General features: G+C 69.4%; 10 protein-coding genes. 4 read left to right on the top strand and 6 right to left on the bottom strand.

Annotated elements, in window-relative coordinates; genetic code table 11:
• Positions 1-16: 16 nt before the first annotated feature.
• The 4 genes from G6N45_RS25310 (at position 17) to G6N45_RS25295 (ending at position 3,647) form a co-directional block, all read left to right on the top strand.
• Complete coding sequence (locus G6N45_RS25310) at positions 17-2,215, top strand: winged helix-turn-helix domain-containing protein (protein WP_163726362.1); 2,199 nt, start codon at positions 17-19, stop codon at positions 2,213-2,215.
• Between the two features lie 247 nt (positions 2,216-2,462).
• A complete protein-coding gene (locus G6N45_RS25305) occupies positions 2,463-2,822 on the top strand; it encodes a hypothetical protein (RefSeq protein ID WP_246228795.1) in 360 nt (119 codons plus the stop codon).
• 136 nt (positions 2,823-2,958) lie between these two features.
• Entirely contained in the window at positions 2,959-3,288 is a 330-nt protein-coding gene (locus G6N45_RS25300) for a hypothetical protein (protein ID WP_163726359.1), read from the top strand.
• 8 nt (positions 3,289-3,296) lie between these two features.
• A complete protein-coding gene (locus G6N45_RS25295) occupies positions 3,297-3,647 on the top strand; it encodes a heme-binding protein (RefSeq protein ID WP_163726357.1) in 351 nt (116 codons plus the stop codon).
• A gap of 68 nt (positions 3,648-3,715) precedes the next feature.
• Here the strand turns inward: G6N45_RS25295 and G6N45_RS25290 are convergent, their stop codons facing one another.
• Genes G6N45_RS25290 through G6N45_RS25265 form a run of 6 tightly spaced genes read right to left on the bottom strand, consistent with a single transcriptional unit; the run spans position 3,716 to position 14,737 of the window.
• A complete protein-coding gene (locus tag G6N45_RS25290) occupies positions 3,716-4,360 on the bottom strand; it encodes a TetR/AcrR family transcriptional regulator (RefSeq protein ID WP_163726354.1) in 645 nt (214 codons plus the stop codon).
• 58 nt (positions 4,361-4,418) lie between these two features.
• Complete coding sequence (locus G6N45_RS25285) at positions 4,419-5,783, bottom strand: cation:proton antiporter (protein ID WP_246228794.1); 1,365 nt, start codon at positions 5,781-5,783, stop codon at positions 4,419-4,421.
• Positions 5,765-6,622, bottom strand: a complete 858-nt coding sequence (locus G6N45_RS25280; protein WP_163726352.1) for an ABC transporter permease — start codon at positions 6,620-6,622, stop codon at positions 5,765-5,767. The genes G6N45_RS25285 and G6N45_RS25280 overlap by 19 nt, the downstream gene beginning before the upstream one ends.
• Positions 6,622-7,473: an ABC transporter ATP-binding protein gene (locus G6N45_RS25275; protein ID WP_163726349.1), complete on the bottom strand. Its 852-nt coding sequence runs from the start codon at positions 7,471-7,473 to the stop codon at positions 6,622-6,624. The genes G6N45_RS25280 and G6N45_RS25275 overlap by 1 nt, the downstream gene beginning before the upstream one ends.
• Before the next feature lie 2 nt (positions 7,474-7,475).
• Positions 7,476-12,980, bottom strand: coding sequence for a type I polyketide synthase (locus G6N45_RS25270; protein ID WP_163726346.1), 5,505 nt, complete (start codon positions 12,978-12,980; stop codon positions 7,476-7,478).
• Positions 12,977-14,737, bottom strand: a complete 1,761-nt coding sequence (locus G6N45_RS25265; protein ID WP_179965239.1) for an NAD(P)/FAD-dependent oxidoreductase — start codon at positions 14,735-14,737, stop codon at positions 12,977-12,979. Before G6N45_RS25265 ends, G6N45_RS25270 begins: the two co-directional genes overlap by 4 nt.
• Between the last annotated feature and the right edge of the window lie 201 nt (positions 14,738-14,938).

Genomic DNA, 14,938 nt, shown 5'->3' with positions numbered 1-14,938 from the left:
GGCCTACGATGCTGAAGTGGTGGCAGGGGACTGGCGGGCGGATGTGCCGGCGGCCACGATCGGGCGACCACGCACCCGCGGCTCCCTGGTGCCCCGCGCCGACGTGCTGCGCCGCCTGTCCGCCGACGGCGCACAGCTGGCCATCCTGACCGCGCCGGCCGGTTACGGCAAGACCAGTGCGGTTGCGCTGTGGGACGACGCCGACAGCCGCCCCTTCGCCTGGGCGCGCATGGACCATCTCGACGATGATCCCGCGCACCTGCTCCTGCACATCGCAACCGCCGTCGCGACGGCCGCGGCGGTCGAAGGCGCTGTGGTGAGCTATCTGCGCGGCCCCGGCCGCGACCCACTCACCCATCTGCTGCCCGCGCTGACCGGGGCTATGGAAGCCGCGGGTCCGCTGGTGATCGTTCTCGACGACGCCCATCATGTGACCGCGCCCGATTCCGTCGAGGCCCTGCAGGCGCTGATCGCCGCCGCGCCCGCCCACACGACCATCGCGGTGCTCGGGCGCGCGAACCCGGGCCTTGAAGTGGCCCGGCGCCGACTGACCGACGACGTCGTGGAGATCGACGCGTCGGCGCTGACGTTCTCCGATGATGAGGCGACCGCGGCACTCGTGTCGGTGAGCGGGCTGGACCGCAGCGCCGACGCCATCGCGGCGGTCGCCGAGCTCTGTGAGGGTTGGCCGGCCGGGATCATGCTGGCCGCGATGGCTCTTCGTGACGGCGCGCCGGTCGACGCGCTCGTCGGCAGGCGCGGTCCGGTGGTCGACTACCTGGTGGAGGAGGTGCTCGAGCGGATCGATCCCCCCACGGTGACGTTCCTTCTGGAATCGGCTGTGCTGGAGCGGTTCTCCGCCGCACAACTCGACGTGATCCTCGACCGCGACGACTCTGCCGAGATGCTCGACAGGCTCGCCGGCGGGGGCAACCCGTTCCTCGTCCTTCTCGACCAGTACGGGGTGTGGTTCCGCTATCACCGGCTCTTCGCCGACGTATTGCGCAACCGGATACAGACGCGTGCGCCGAACCGCTTCCGCGAGTTGGCGATTCGGGCCGCGGAACTGTTGGAGCGGGAAGGCGACATCGACGGCGCCCTCGTGCACGCGGTCGCCGCCGGCGATCGACCCCGCGCGGCCGCACTGGTGGGCCGGGATGCGGCCCGTCTCGGGTTCGATGGTCGGGCGGGGGTGCTGGCGCGTCGGTTGGCGATGCTGGAACCCCGGATCTTCGCCGAGTATCCCGATGCGGCGCTCGCCCGTGCCTGGCTCGGCGTCACCACCGGCGATGCCGACACGATCCATCGGTCGCTGATGCTGGCTCATCAAGCGGACCGCGGAGAGCCGCTGGCCGACGGCACACCGTCGGTGGAAGTGGCTGCGGCACTGATCGGTTCGCTTGTCGGGGTCGGTGGTATCGATGAGGTGGTGCGGCATGCCGACGTCGTCCGCGCCGCCGGCGACAGCCTGGTCAATCCGTGGTGGGGGGCGGCCACGGTGATGAAGGGCGCCGCCGAGTCGATGCGCGGTCGGACGCAGCACGCCCGGGTGCTTCTCGAATCCGCGCTGCCGGTAACCGAGGACCTGCCGGGATTCCAGGCAGCTGCTCTGGCGCACCTGGCGCTGCTCGACCTGGCAGCCGGTGACGATCCGGGCGCGATCGAACGCAGCGACGCCGCGCGGACACTCGTCGACAAGTACGACCTGTGTGACGTTGTGCCGATGGTGGTCGTCTACGCCGTGAGCGCGGTGATGGCCGCGCGGATCGGCGACGCGTCGGCGGCGCGCGAGTCGGTGGAGTTGACCGAGCGCCTCCTGGAACGGCTGGGTCGACTGGCGGCGCGCACTTCGCTGCTCGGGCACGGCCTGCTGTCCTGGACCGCCGCGGTGTTGGGCGATCGGGAGCTACTCGACACCCATCTCGACGCCGCCGAACGGGCCCGTCGTCGCGAACCCGGCGCCACCGCTCTGTCTGCCCGTGTCGACCGGGTGCGGGCCATGGTGGCTGGCAGTGCCCACCCGCTGACGGCTGCGGAGTTGCGGTTGCTGCCGCTGCTGGCCACCCACATGTCGTTGCAGCAGATCGCCGACGAACTCGTCATCGGCCGCGAAACCGCCAAGAGTCAGGCGACGGCGATCTATCGAAAGCTCAGTGTGTCCACGCGGGGTGCCGCCGTGGCGGAGGCCAGGAGGGTAGGGCTTCTCAGCGGCTGATACCGGCCGGCTGACACCGGCCGGCTGACGAGGCCTGGGGTCAGCGCTCTGGTACGGCGCAAGGGACGGCCGACCTCGGCGCTGACCCCAGGCGATGGGCAGATTACCCCGAAGGCAGGCCCTTTGGGCCGTGATTGGGCGTTTCACCCGTTGTGGGGGATGTCCGGGGCGGTCGCGCCTCCTACCGTCGTATCAGTGACGCGGTCGCCGCCTGGCTTGACCGTACTCGTCGGCGGAGGGAGTGAGGATGCGTTCGCTGTCCCTGTTGGTCACGCCGGTTCTGGTGGCCTCCGCCGTGACTGTTCTGCCGGTGGCCCCGGCACCCATGGCTGTGGCTGGTTGCGTCAAGACGAACGGGATCTCGGTCTGCGACAACGGAGGTGCAGCAGGCACAGGTCCCTTCGTGCCGTATCCGTGTGAACAGGACTGGTACTGCTACGACGGCTCCTCGTGGGACTTGGGGCTGGCCATCGACCCGCCGCCGCCCGAGCCCGGACCTCCACCCGACATCGGCAGACCTGGCCGCCCCGACATCGGCCAGCCGGGGCGGCCCGGTAACCGCCCAGGCGGCGGTGGCGGTGGCGGCATAGGTGGCGGCAGGGGCTGACACCGCACGTGCGGAAAGTGCTTGACGACGGTGCGGTTTCACCCGTTGTGGGGGATGCACCACCCGTCGGTACCTTCCTAAGCTCAGATCGGGCACGGTCATTGTCGGCCTGTGCGCAACGAAGGGAAGTCAGCCGATGCGGGTGGCGTACGTGATGGTGGCCTCCGTCCTGGTGTGTGCGGGTCTGCAGGCGACGCCGACGGCGGGTGCCGATTGTGTGAGCTCGGGCGGCACCACGGTGTGCTCGCAGGGCACCGTGCGCGGCGCCGACAACGGTGCAGGACCGGGGTCGGGGTCAGGCCCGTACGTGCCCTATCCGTGTGAGTATGACTGGAACTGCGACGACGGCGTCACGTGGAACATCAACGCGGACTGGGATCCCGGCGTCGGCATCGGAGCCCCGGGCCGTCCCGGAAACCGGCCCGGCGGTGGCGGCGGCGGCGGCGGCCGTGGCGGACGGCGATGAGCACATCAATGACGATCGAGGAGAAGACAGTGGCCTTTCATTTCATCACCGCGCGGCGGCTGTTGGCAGGGGTGCTCGGCGTCGCTGCCGTCATGGCCGGCAGCGCTGTGCCCGCTCAGGCGCAACCGAACTGCACGGCAGCCGATCTCGCGGGCATCATGTCCGGTATCACTGCAGCGACGTCGGCCTACCTGTTCACGCACCCGCAGGTCAACGATTTCTTCACGTCCCTGAAGGACGTTCCCAAGGAGGACCGTCAGGCGGCGCTGGGCGCATACGGGGACGCCAATCCTCAGGTGCGGGCGGAGTTGCAGGGCATCAAGCAGCCGGCGGTCGACTTCCGCGCCCGTTGCGGCTGAGAAGCGAGCCCCTTGCGCGCCCCTGCCTCTCGAGGGGTGAGGCTGTCGGCTAGGAATAACGCGAGCGGTCAGCGCTGCGGCGCGGCCACCGCGTCGGCGAGCGCAGCCGGGATGCCGGGCACCCGACCGACGCCGTCCATCAACGTGTGCGCGCACAGGTCGGCGATGAGGTCCACGTCCAGCGACGGGTCCATCAAGCGCTGCCGGCACATCTCGAACGTCGACGCCAGCCAGCCGTAGACGGCTGCGCGCAGATCGCGCTCCACCTTCTCGTCCACCGGCACGCCGACGACAGCGGTCATCCGACCGAGGATGCGGTCGGCCTGGCGGTCGTTGTCGACGTCCGAGATGCCCCGCAGCAGCGGATCCGTACGGCCGGTTGATGCGGCCCACGCGCGATGCGGATGTTCCTCGTCGTAGCGCAGGTACGCCAGCACACCGTTGCGCACCTGTCCGAACAGCGTCTGCCCCGGCAGTGGTGGCGTGCTCGTCGCCTCGAACAGGCGCTCACCTTCGGCCCGCGCGACGGCGGGGAAGAAGGCGCGCTTGTCCGGAAAGTAGTGGTACATCAGCGCGCGGGAAACCCCGGCCCGTTCGGCGATCTCGTCGATGCGGACCTCGTCGTAGGGTCGCAGCCCGAACACCTCGGCGCCGAGTGCCAGCAGTTCGGTGCGGCGCGCATCAGGGGACAGGTGCCGGCGTGGTGCCGCCATGCCGCCGATCCTGACACATGTCCGACACGGGTCGAGCGCAGGCTCGCCGCTCGCCGCGCTAAGCCTGCGACGCCTCCCGGTCCGGCTGCACACCGGTGGGGCCGAACCGCGCTCCCGTTCTTCGAAGCCGGCGCTCGAACAGGCGCTGCAACGGGGTCGCGACGAACGTGGTGATGATTGTCATCACCGCCAGGATCGTGTACAGCTTGCCGGAGATCAGGCCGGCTTCCAGGCCGATGTTGAGCAGGATCAGCTCCATCAGGCCGCGGGCGTTGGCCAGCGCTCCCATCGACCCGGCCTCGTACCAGCTCATGCCCTGCCAGCGCGCCGCAAGCCCGACGGCGCCGAACTTGGCGGCGAACGACACCAGCAGCACGATGGCCGCCATCAGCAGGGTGGAGCCGTCGAGGATCAGGGTCAGCTGGGTGTTCAGGCCGGAGTAGATGAAGAAGCCGGGCAGCAGCAGGTAGGCGGTCAGCGGTTCGAACCGCTCCCGCACCGCGTCGAGCAGCGCGCCGCGCGGCATCACCAGCCCTGCCACGAAAGCGCCGAACACCGAATAGATTCCGACCAGGTCGGTGAACCAGCTCGCGGTCAGCACGACCAGCAGGATGATGCTCAGTTGGGCGACCGGCAGGCCGCCGGTGCGTTCGGTGTCGGCGCTGCGGGGTGTCCACGTTTCGAGGCGCGCCAGCAGCGGCCGGCCGAGATACACCATGAACAACAGGTAGAGCAGGCCACCGCCGACGGCCACGACGGCGCCGAGCAGGCTGCCCTTGGCCGTGGCCACCACGGTCGCCAGCAGCACCCACGAGCAGGCGTCGTCGACCGCGGCGCACGACAGCGACATCGTGCCCAGCCGGGTGTTGAGCAGCCCGGAGTCGGAGACGATCCACGCCAGCATCGGGAAGGCCGTGATGGCCACGGCCGCCGCCACGAACAGCCCGCCCTGCCAGTGCGCGACCTTGTCGGTGAAGTAGCCGCCGGAATCGACCATCCACCAGCCGAGGACGCCGCCCAGCACCAGCGGGACGGCGATGCCGGCGGCCGACGTCGCGCCCGCTTGCCGGGTGTGCGCGCCCAGGATGTCGAGCTTGAACGACGACCCGACCAGAAACATGTAGAGCACGAGCCCGAGCTGGCCGACGACGTAGATGGCGACCAGGTTGGGATGGGTGATGGTCTCGGCGCCGATGGTCAGCTTCGTCGGGAACAGCCAGTGCTGCGCGGCCGGCCACAGCCACCCGAGAACCGAAGGGCCGAGCAGGAATCCGGCCACCATGATGGCGACCACCTGTACCTGGCCGAGTCGGCGGAACAGCGGCCACAGCAGCCGGTAGGTCGCCAGGATCACCACGATCTGCAAAAAGAAGTGGTAGGTGATGGTCAGCAGCGGCGGCATGGTCAGCGCTGCTCCGACCATCGGAATGCCCGCAGGCAGGCCAGCAGTCCGACGACGGTCCATGCGGCGAGCACCAGGAAGATCCGGCCGTGCTCCCAGCTGCCGGCCGGCTCTGCCGTGACCATCTGCGGGGGCAGCAGCACCGACCGGAATCCCTGGGCCATCCACTTCACCGGGAACAGCGATCCGATGACGAGCATCCAGGTCGGCAACATGATCAGGGGCACGTAGGTGCCCGAGACGAATTGCAGCCCGACCGCGGGGCCGTTCGTCAGCACCGCGGCCGACACCGCGTTGTTGGCGATGTTGCTGACCAGCACGCCCAGCAGCGAGCAGCTCGTGATGCCGAGCGCGAAAACCCAGCCCAGCGTCCACCATTCGGCCAGACCGGTCGGCAGCCGCAGGCCGAACACGAGCACCCCGACGGCCAGCAGGATCACCGCCTCGGCGAGGCCGGCGATCGCGACCAGCGCGATCTTGCCGACGAAGTACGACGTGGCGGTCGCCGGTGTGCCGCGCAGCCGGCGCAGTGCCCCGGTCTCGCGGTCGGCGGCGACGCTGATGCCCAGGTTGATGAACGACGTCGAGAGGATGCCGTAGGCGAGCATGCTCGCGGCGATCACTGCCCCGGTGCTGACGTCGCTGCCGGGCATCGCCGCCGAGAAGATCGACCCGAGCAGCAGACAGATGATCGCCGGCATCGAGAACGTCAGCACCACCTGCTCGGGGCGCCGGTAGAACATCTTCAGCTCCGGGACGATTCGTGACACTCCGATGCGCAGCGCGGACGGCAGCGCCGGTGACGACGGGGCGGCACTGTGCCGGGCCTGTGCCGGCCCCTCGACGCGGTTGGTCGCCATCACGGCTGCCCGATCAGATTCAGGTACGCGTCCTCGAGCGTCGGCCTGGTGACCGTCAGCTCGGGCATCTCGGTGCCGTCGGCCGACCGGTCCCGGATGAGCTCGGTCGGGCGGTCGGTCTGCACGGTGCGCACCTCGCCGTGTTCGGTCCACCGCACCGTGGCCACCGAGTTCGCCTGCGCGGTCAGGCGTTCGGGCGTGTCGACGGCCACCACCCGGCCACCGGCGATCACCGCGACGCGGTCGGCCAGCGTGGCGGCCTCTTCCAGGTAGTGGGTGGTGAGCACGATGGTGGTGCCGTCGGCGGCAAGTAGCCGGATCAGGTCCCAGAACTGGCGCCGCGCCTCGGGATCGAAGCCGGTGGTCGGTTCGTCCATGAAAAGCAGGTCGGGGGTCGCGATGATGCCGAGCGCGACGTCGAGTCGGCGGCGCTGCCCGCCCGAGAGGGTCCGCACCCGCGAGTCGGCGGTCGACGCGAGCCCGACGAGGTCGAGCACCTCCTCAGCCGCACGGGCCTGTCCGTAGCACTGCCGGAACATCTGCACCGTCTCGGCGACGGTGAGCACGCCGAAGTCGCTGGCTTCCTGCAGAACGATGCCGATCTTGGCCCGCCACTGCCGATCTGCGGTCCCGGGGTCCTCGCCGAGCACCCGTACCTGCCCGGCATCCCGCTTCCGGTGTCCTTCGAGGATCTCGATGGTCGTCGACTTGCCTGCGCCGTTGGGCCCGAGGATCGCGACGATCTCGCCGTACGCGACGTCCAGGTCCACGTCGCGGACGGCGGCCAGCCGGCCGTAGGACTTGCTCAGCCCCCGGACGTGGACGGCAGGCGCCTGATCTGCCGCGGTCACCGCTAGCCGGCCCCTTCCAGGTCGTCGAGCAGCGCGCGGAGTTCGTCGTCGGAGAGGGTCTCGATCAGCCGATCGAAGTCGTCTCCGCTGCCTGCGGCATCGGTGTCCTGGCCGGCCGCCTCGGCCTCGCTGTCGGCGTGGATCTGCCGGAGCTCGGACAGGATTCGTGCCGCGAGCGAGCTCACGCTGACACCGCGCAAGATCTCGAGCACCGGCAGGTCGATGGAGAACAGGCTGTTCACCCGCACCCGGAACTCCATCGCCATCATCGAGTCCAGGCCCAGGTCGTCCAGCATCACCTCGGGATCGATATCGCTTGCGGCGCAGTCGAACACATTGGCCACCACATCACGGACGTATTCGGTCACGACGCCGAGCCGCTCGTCGTCCGGCGTGGCCGCTAGGATGTCGATGATCGAGGCGCCTCCCGCGTCGGCGGCTGCGGCGCCGGTGGCCTCGAGGTCACCGAAGATCGCCGGCAGGTGCGCGCTGAAGCTCGCCTGGCGGGCGCGGCCCCAGTCCGCGGTGATCGCGACGACGTGGGGTGTCTTCTGCGCGAGGAGCCGATCCAGTATCCGCACGCCAGCACCGGGGGTGATCAGCTCGATGCCGCGCTGCGCATAGATCCGTTCCAGCTTGAGTTCTTCGACCATCCCGACCGACCACGGACCCCACCCGATGGTCAGCGCGGGCAGCCCGCGCAGCCGGCGGTAGTGCGCGAAGGCGTCGAGATAGGCGTTCGCGGCGGCATAGTTGCCCTGGCCGGGGGAGGCGATGACCGAGCCGGCCGATCCGAACATCACGAAGAACTCGAGTTCGGCCTTCTCGAACGCGTTGTGCAGCAGCCGGGTTCCGATGACCTTGGGGGCCATCACCGCCGCGAAGTCCTGCTCGGTCATGTTCACCAGCAGTCGGTCGTCGACCGATCCGGCGGCGTGCACGATGCCGCGGATCGGGGGCAGGCCGCCCTGCAGGTACTCGTCGCGCCAGCGTTCGACGTGTTCGGCGTCGGTGATGTCGACGGCCGCGCACCGCACCTGGGCGCCGAGGCGTTCGATCCGGCGGATCGTCTCGACGGTCGCGAAATGCGGGTCGTCCTGGGGGAGTTGCGGCCACAGCGTGCGGGCGGGGATCTCGCGGCGGCTCAGCAGCGTGATGTGCCGCGCCCCGCGCTCGGCGAGGAAGAGGGCGACGCTGCGGCCGAGCGCACCGGTGCCCCCGGTGACGACGTAGGTGGCGTTGGCGCTCAGCTTGGTCGGGAACGGCTTGGTCAGTGTCGCGCAGGGACGCAACCGCGGAGCCAGCGTGGTGTCGCCGCGCAAGGCGATCTGATCCTCGGCGTCGGTGTCGAGGAGGTGCCGGCAGAGCCGTCCGGCGGTCAGGTCCACGTCGTCGGTGTCGTCGATGTCGACCAGGCCGCCCCACAGTTCGGGGAACTCCTGATGCCCGATGACCCTGCCCAGACCCCAGACCGTGGCCTGGTCGACGGCCAGTTCCTCGGTGCCCAGCGCCGGTTGCGCGTTGGCGGTCACCACGTGCAGGCGCGGTTTGGCGCCGTCGAGCTGGGCGAGCGCGTTGACCAGGTTCAGCAGGGTGATGACACCGAGCCGGTCGTCGGAGCCGGCGTAGATGTCGACCGGCCAGAGGTCGACGACCCCGGTCAGGGCGCCGTCACGCTGCGCCACGACGTCGAGTAGCTCCCGAACCTGTTCTGCTCGTTGCGGATCGACGGCATAGCCCTCGTCGAGCTCGGTGAGCGTGTCGACCGGTTGGTGGATGACCTCGCAGACATGGTGTCCGCGTGCGCGCAGCGCCCGGGCGAGCGCTGCGCCGAACCCCACTGTGTCGACGAATATCAGCCACGAACCGGTGGTGGGGGATTCGACCTCGTCGGCCGGCGGATGGGCCTCCCACTGCACCTCGTAGAGGCCGCGGTCGATGCGCTCGGTCGACATCGTCGAGGAGGCACTGAGCGACTGGACGGTGAAGCCGTGCAGCACCGCGAGGGTCTCGCCGAGCCGGTCGACGATCGTGATGTCGCTCTCGATCTCCTCACGCCCGGCCGACACGACCCGCACGTGCACCGTCATGTCTGGTTGCGGCCTGCCGTAGACGGCGCTGTGCCGCACGCGCGTCGGAAGGTAGGTGCCCGCGGCGGCGCCGGCGACGGCGGTCGTGCCGAACAGCGTCTGGAACGCGCCGTCGATCAGCGCCGGATGAAAGTGGAAGTCCTCGAGGTCGGTGGCGATTTCGGCCGGGATGGCCAGTTGCGCCCTGGCCCAGCCGTCGCCGCCGCCGACGTCACGCACCGGGCGGAACACGTCACCGTAGTCGAAGCCGAGAGACGCGGTGCGGGCATAGAACTCGTCGGCGCCCAGGTGGATCGCGGGCTGGTCGTCGGTCGCCAGGGAGTGCGCCGGCGGTGAGCCGAGGGTGTTGAGTTCGGCGGCCGCGGTGACCGTCCAGCCGAAGTCGCCGTCACCTATCGCGGTGAACGCGGTGAACTCGATCGTGCCCTTGGCCTCGTCGAGGGTCGTCCGCACGACGGGGTCGCAGGTGTCGTCGAGGATGAGGGCGCGGTGCAGCACGAGGTCGTCGACGCTGCAGGGCGATCCGTAGGTCTCCGATGCCGCGGCCAGCGCCATCTCGAGGAACACGGCGCCGGGTACCACCACGGTGCCCTGCACCTGATGGTCGGCCAGGAACGGCAGCACGGCGGTGCTGAGTTCGACCTCCCAGGTCGGGTGGGCGCCCGCCACAGGCTGCCCCAGCAGCGGATGTACCGGTTGGTAGTGCAGATCTTCGGCTGCCTCCGGGGTCTCGTTCCAGTACCGCTTGGACTGCCACGGGTAGGTCGGCAACGTGACGAGGCGGGCACCGTCGGCGGGATGCAGGGTCTCCCAGTCGATGTCGTGGCCGTGGCTGTGCACGGTCCCCACGCAGTTCATCAGTGTGCGGGCGTCGTCGTCGCCGCGCCGTTGGCTCGCCACGGTGAGCACCCGTTGCGATCCGGCGGTCTCCAGAAGCGACGAGGCCAGCACCGGATGCGGGCCCAGCTCCACGAAGTGGGTGTAGCCGTCGTCGAGCATCCGGCACGCCGCCGCTTCGAAAAGCACCGTGGCGCGGGTGTTCTGCCACCAGTAGGCGGCGCCGGCGGTGTAGTCGGTGAGCCGTTCGCCGGTGACGGTCGAGTACAGCGGGATCGTCGCCGTGGCCGATGACAGGCCGTCGAACGCGGCGTACAGGTCCTCTTTCACGCTGTCCATGTAGTGCGTGTGGTACGGCACCTTCACGGCGAGATACCGGTTGAAGACCTGCGCCTCGTCGAGTTGGCGCACGATATCGGCCAGGACGTCCTCGTCGCCGGCGATCGTCACCGCGTGCGGGCTGTTGATCGCCGCGACGGACACCCGGCGGCCGAACTCCGCGGCACTGGCGGGATCGATGGTCTCCATCAGCGTTTCGGCGCTCAGGCCGACGGCGACCATGCGGCCCAGTCCGGTGGTGCGTTGCTGCAGCCGGCTGCGGTGGTAGATCACCGACACGGCCTGCTCGAAGGTGAGCAGACCGGCGAGATGGTGCGCGGCCACCTCGCCGGCACTGTGCCCGATCACCGCGTCGGGCACGACGCCGAAGTGGCGCAGCTGTTCGGCCAGCGCGATCTGGATCGCGAAGTTCGCCGGCTGCGCGAACTCGGTTTCGCCCATCCGGCTGGATTCGTCGTCGCGGCGGAGTTCCTCCAGCAACGACCAGTCGGTGTGGCGGGCGAGTTCGCGATCTGTGCGCTCGATGCTGGCGGTGAAGGCGGGGTAGACGTCGAGCAGCCCCCGGCACATCTGCGCCCACTGCGGGCCCATCCCGGTGCAGACGAATGCCAGCTTCGACGTGTCGGGACCAGAGCGTCCCAGGGCGGCCTGTCCGCCGCCGGCGGCCAGGGCGTCGAGTTGTTCGCGGGCATCGTCGATGCCGTCGACGGTCAGGGTGCGGCGGTAGCTCAGGTGGGAACGGCGCCGGCTGAGCGTGTAGCCGAGGTCGGACAGCGTCAGATCCGGTTGCGCGCGAAGGTGATCGGCCAGCTGACGGGCCGTGGCGGTCAGCGCCTCTTCGGAGCGTGCGGACACCGGCAGCAGAGTCAGGTTCGAGTCCTGACGGTGCTCGCGCGAAGCGGACGCGGTCGGCGGTTCTGCGAGCACGACGTGCGCGTTGGTCCCGCCGAACCCGAAGGAGTTGACGCCGGCGACGCGCCGCTTCCCGCCCGGGAACGGTTGCGCGGTGCGCGGGACGTCGAGATGCAGCTCGGCGAGCGGACTGCTCGGGGTGATCAGGTGCAGGCTCGCCGGGATCGTCGCGTGCTGCAGCGCGAGTGCGGCCTTGATCAGCCCGGCGACACCGGCCCCGGCTTCGAGGTGGCCGATGTTGGTCTTCACCGAGCCGATCAGCAGCGGGTCGTCGGCGGAGCGGTCGGCGGCGAGCGCACCGGCCAGTGCCCGCGTCTCGACGGGGTCGCCGACCGGGGTCCCGGTGCCGTGCGCCTCCACGTAGCCGACCTCTGTGGGTTGCACGCCGGCCCGCTGCAACGCGGTGGTGATCGCAGCCCGTTGGGCGTCCTCACTGGGCACGGTGATGCCGTCGGTGTGCCCGTCCTGGGTGACCGCGGTCCCGAGGATCTGGGCATAGATGCGGTCTCCGTCGCACAGCGCCTCGGACAGGGGTTTGATGACGACGACGGCGCCGCCCTCACCGCGCGCGTAGCCGTCGGCGGATTCGTCGAAGGCCTTGCAGCGGCCGTCGGGGCTGAGGAAGCCGCTCTTGGACTCGGCGATCGCGGTGTTGGGGCCGACGATGATGTTGACCCCGCCGGCCAGGGCGAGCTCGCAGTCGCCGTTCCAAATGCTCTGCGCGGCAAGGTGCACGGCGACCAGCGAACTGGAACACGCTGTGTCGATCGCCATGCTCGGACCGCGGAAGTCGAACGCGAACGAGATCCGGTTCGCGAGCATCGTCATCATCATCCCGGTCGCGGAATGCGGCTTGAAGCGGAACCGGCTGGTGCGGCCCTGGTTCTGCAGAAGCTGGTAGTCGAGCGTGAAGCCGCCGATGAACACGCCGACGTCGTTGCCCGCCAACCCTTCTGCAGGGATGCCGCCGTCTTCGAGTGCCTCCCAGGTGGCATGCAGGAGCAGCCGCTGCTGGGGATCGAGCAGGTTCGCCTCGCGCGGCGAGATGCCGAAGAACGCCGCGTCGAACTGGTCGATCTCCTCGAGGTAGCCGCCCCGGCGGGTGACCATCTTGCCGGCCTTGCCGGGATGCGGGTCATGGAATCGGGCGGCGTGCCAGCGTGATTCGGGGACCTCGCGGGTGGCGTCGGTCTCGCTCAGGAGCAGCCGCCAGTAGTCCTGCGGCGAGTCGACACCGCCGGGGAGCCGGCATCCGATGCCGACGATCGCCAGCGGCTCCCGGCGCTGCTCGGCGGATCCGGTCAGCGCACCGTTCACAGTGCCTGTCATCGTGCCGGTGCGGTGCACAGGACCCAGTCGGTGCTGATCGGGTCGATCGCCTGCTGCTCGCGGTACACCGACCGGAGTTCGCGCAGCAGCGAATCCCGCTGCCACGCCTGCGCCTGGGCCATCACGTCGTCGTCGGAGAAGCGGGACGCCTTGTCGGTCAGCACCTCGTCGATCACCTGGCCGGCGACCTGACGGAGCAGCAGCGCGTTGGCGTCGAACTGCTCGCGCACCGCGGTCGACGTCCCCATCATCGAATGGTGCAGTGTCGCCATGAAGTTCAGCGGCACGTACAGGTCGACGAACCGCGGCGGGGACGGGTCGTGTTCGACGGCGGCCCATTCGCGGAGGAACTGCTGCATGCGGTTGCTCAGGTCGATGAGCCCCTGTAGGTAGGGCACGAGTTCGGGGTCGTCGGCGACCTGGGTGAATCGGTCGTTGCTGTACAGGAACCCGATGAAGCCCCAGTAGAACGCGATGTCCCAGATGACCTTGACCGCCATCACCGTCGGCGAGCCCATCAGCACGTACTGGTCGCGGTAGATGTTGCACCACATGTCGGTCAGCGACCGGAAGAGGGAGTCACTGATGGCCGCGCGGGCGACGACGTCGGCGCCGTCGAGCTCGCGGGTGATCAGATCGGTCACCAGCCCGTTGCCGATCGCGACCAGGTCGAGTCCCGACGAGTAGAGCGGATCCAGGAAGACGCCCGCGTCACCGGTGAGGCACCACCGGTCCTGTCCGTCGTAGACCTTGTCGACGGTGTGGCTGTACTTCTTCATCACCCGGAAGTCCTGGATCTGATCGACATGCTCGTCGAGCACGGCGGCGCACTGCGGTTCGTGCCGGCGCAGCCAGGTCATCGCCTTGTCCAGGGTGTTGTACTCGTCGAAGGGGTGGAACGCCGGGTCGGCCACGATGCCGACGCTGGTGGCGCCGGAGGCGAGCCGGATCAGCCACACCCAATAGCCTTCGCCCATAAGGTGATTGGTCGAGAACTCGCGTCGTCCCTCGGTCAGGCGGGACTGCCACGTCTGGTCATCGCTCCAGCCGCCGACGTCGATCTCGGTCTTGATGCGCAGCCACGCCGCGCTGCACTGATGTCCGTTGGCCCGCTTGAGATCTAGTTCCCGGGGAAGCAGCCGATTGCGGCCGGAGGCGTCGACGACCCAGCGGGCGGTGGTCTCGGTGACGTCGCCGTCGCGCTGGATGGACAGCCGGTGCGGTGCGGCCCCGGAGCCGAGGTCGACCGACCGGACGCGACCGGTGGCGAACGCGACACCGGCTGCGACGCAACGGCGGTAGAGCTCGTTCTCCAGCCTGCCGCGGTCGATCTGATAGGTGGTCTGCGGAACGAACGCGCTGCTGCCGACCTCCACCCGATCGGCGATGTCGGTGTTGCCGTTGTTGGTGAAGAACATCCGCAGCCCCATCTTGCGCAGCTGGGCGTTCTGCAGATGGTCGGCGAGGCCGAGCCGGTCGCGCAGATAGTGTGCGGAGATCTCGACCGTCGACTCGCCGACGGTGTGGGTGATCTCGGGTACCGGGTGCGGGGTGGGCTCGACGACCAGAACCCGGGTGCCGGGGCGTTCGGAGCGCAGTTGCAGCGCCAGCGTCAGCGCCGCGACACCGCCTCCGATGATCGCGACGTGGTGCTCGCTCGTGTCGTCACCGGCCTCGGCCAGCCGTGATTTGATGCGTCGGGCGAGAGCGTCCCGTGTCTTTTCATCGAGTTGCGACAACTGCGCTCGCACGTCCACGCTCGTCCTTTCCTCGAAGGCCGGAAGCGGCCGTCCAGAGTTCGGAGATTACACGCGCATCGGCCCCTGCCTGGGCGAAAGAAAACGTCTGACCAGCGGCGAAGCAGCGCCCCAGCGGGCTTGCCGGGCGGCTCGGGCTCCGCCGACGACGACTGGACCATAGCCTCCGCCGGAGGTCCGTGTTTGCCGACGTCTGCGGGG

The organism is Mycolicibacterium psychrotolerans (assembly GCF_010729305.1).
In the GTDB taxonomy this organism is placed as follows: domain Bacteria; phylum Actinomycetota; class Actinomycetes; order Mycobacteriales; family Mycobacteriaceae; genus Mycobacterium; species Mycobacterium psychrotolerans.
The sequence above is the reverse complement of the archived record's forward strand: the minus strand, read 5'-3'. Positions and strand labels throughout refer to the sequence as shown.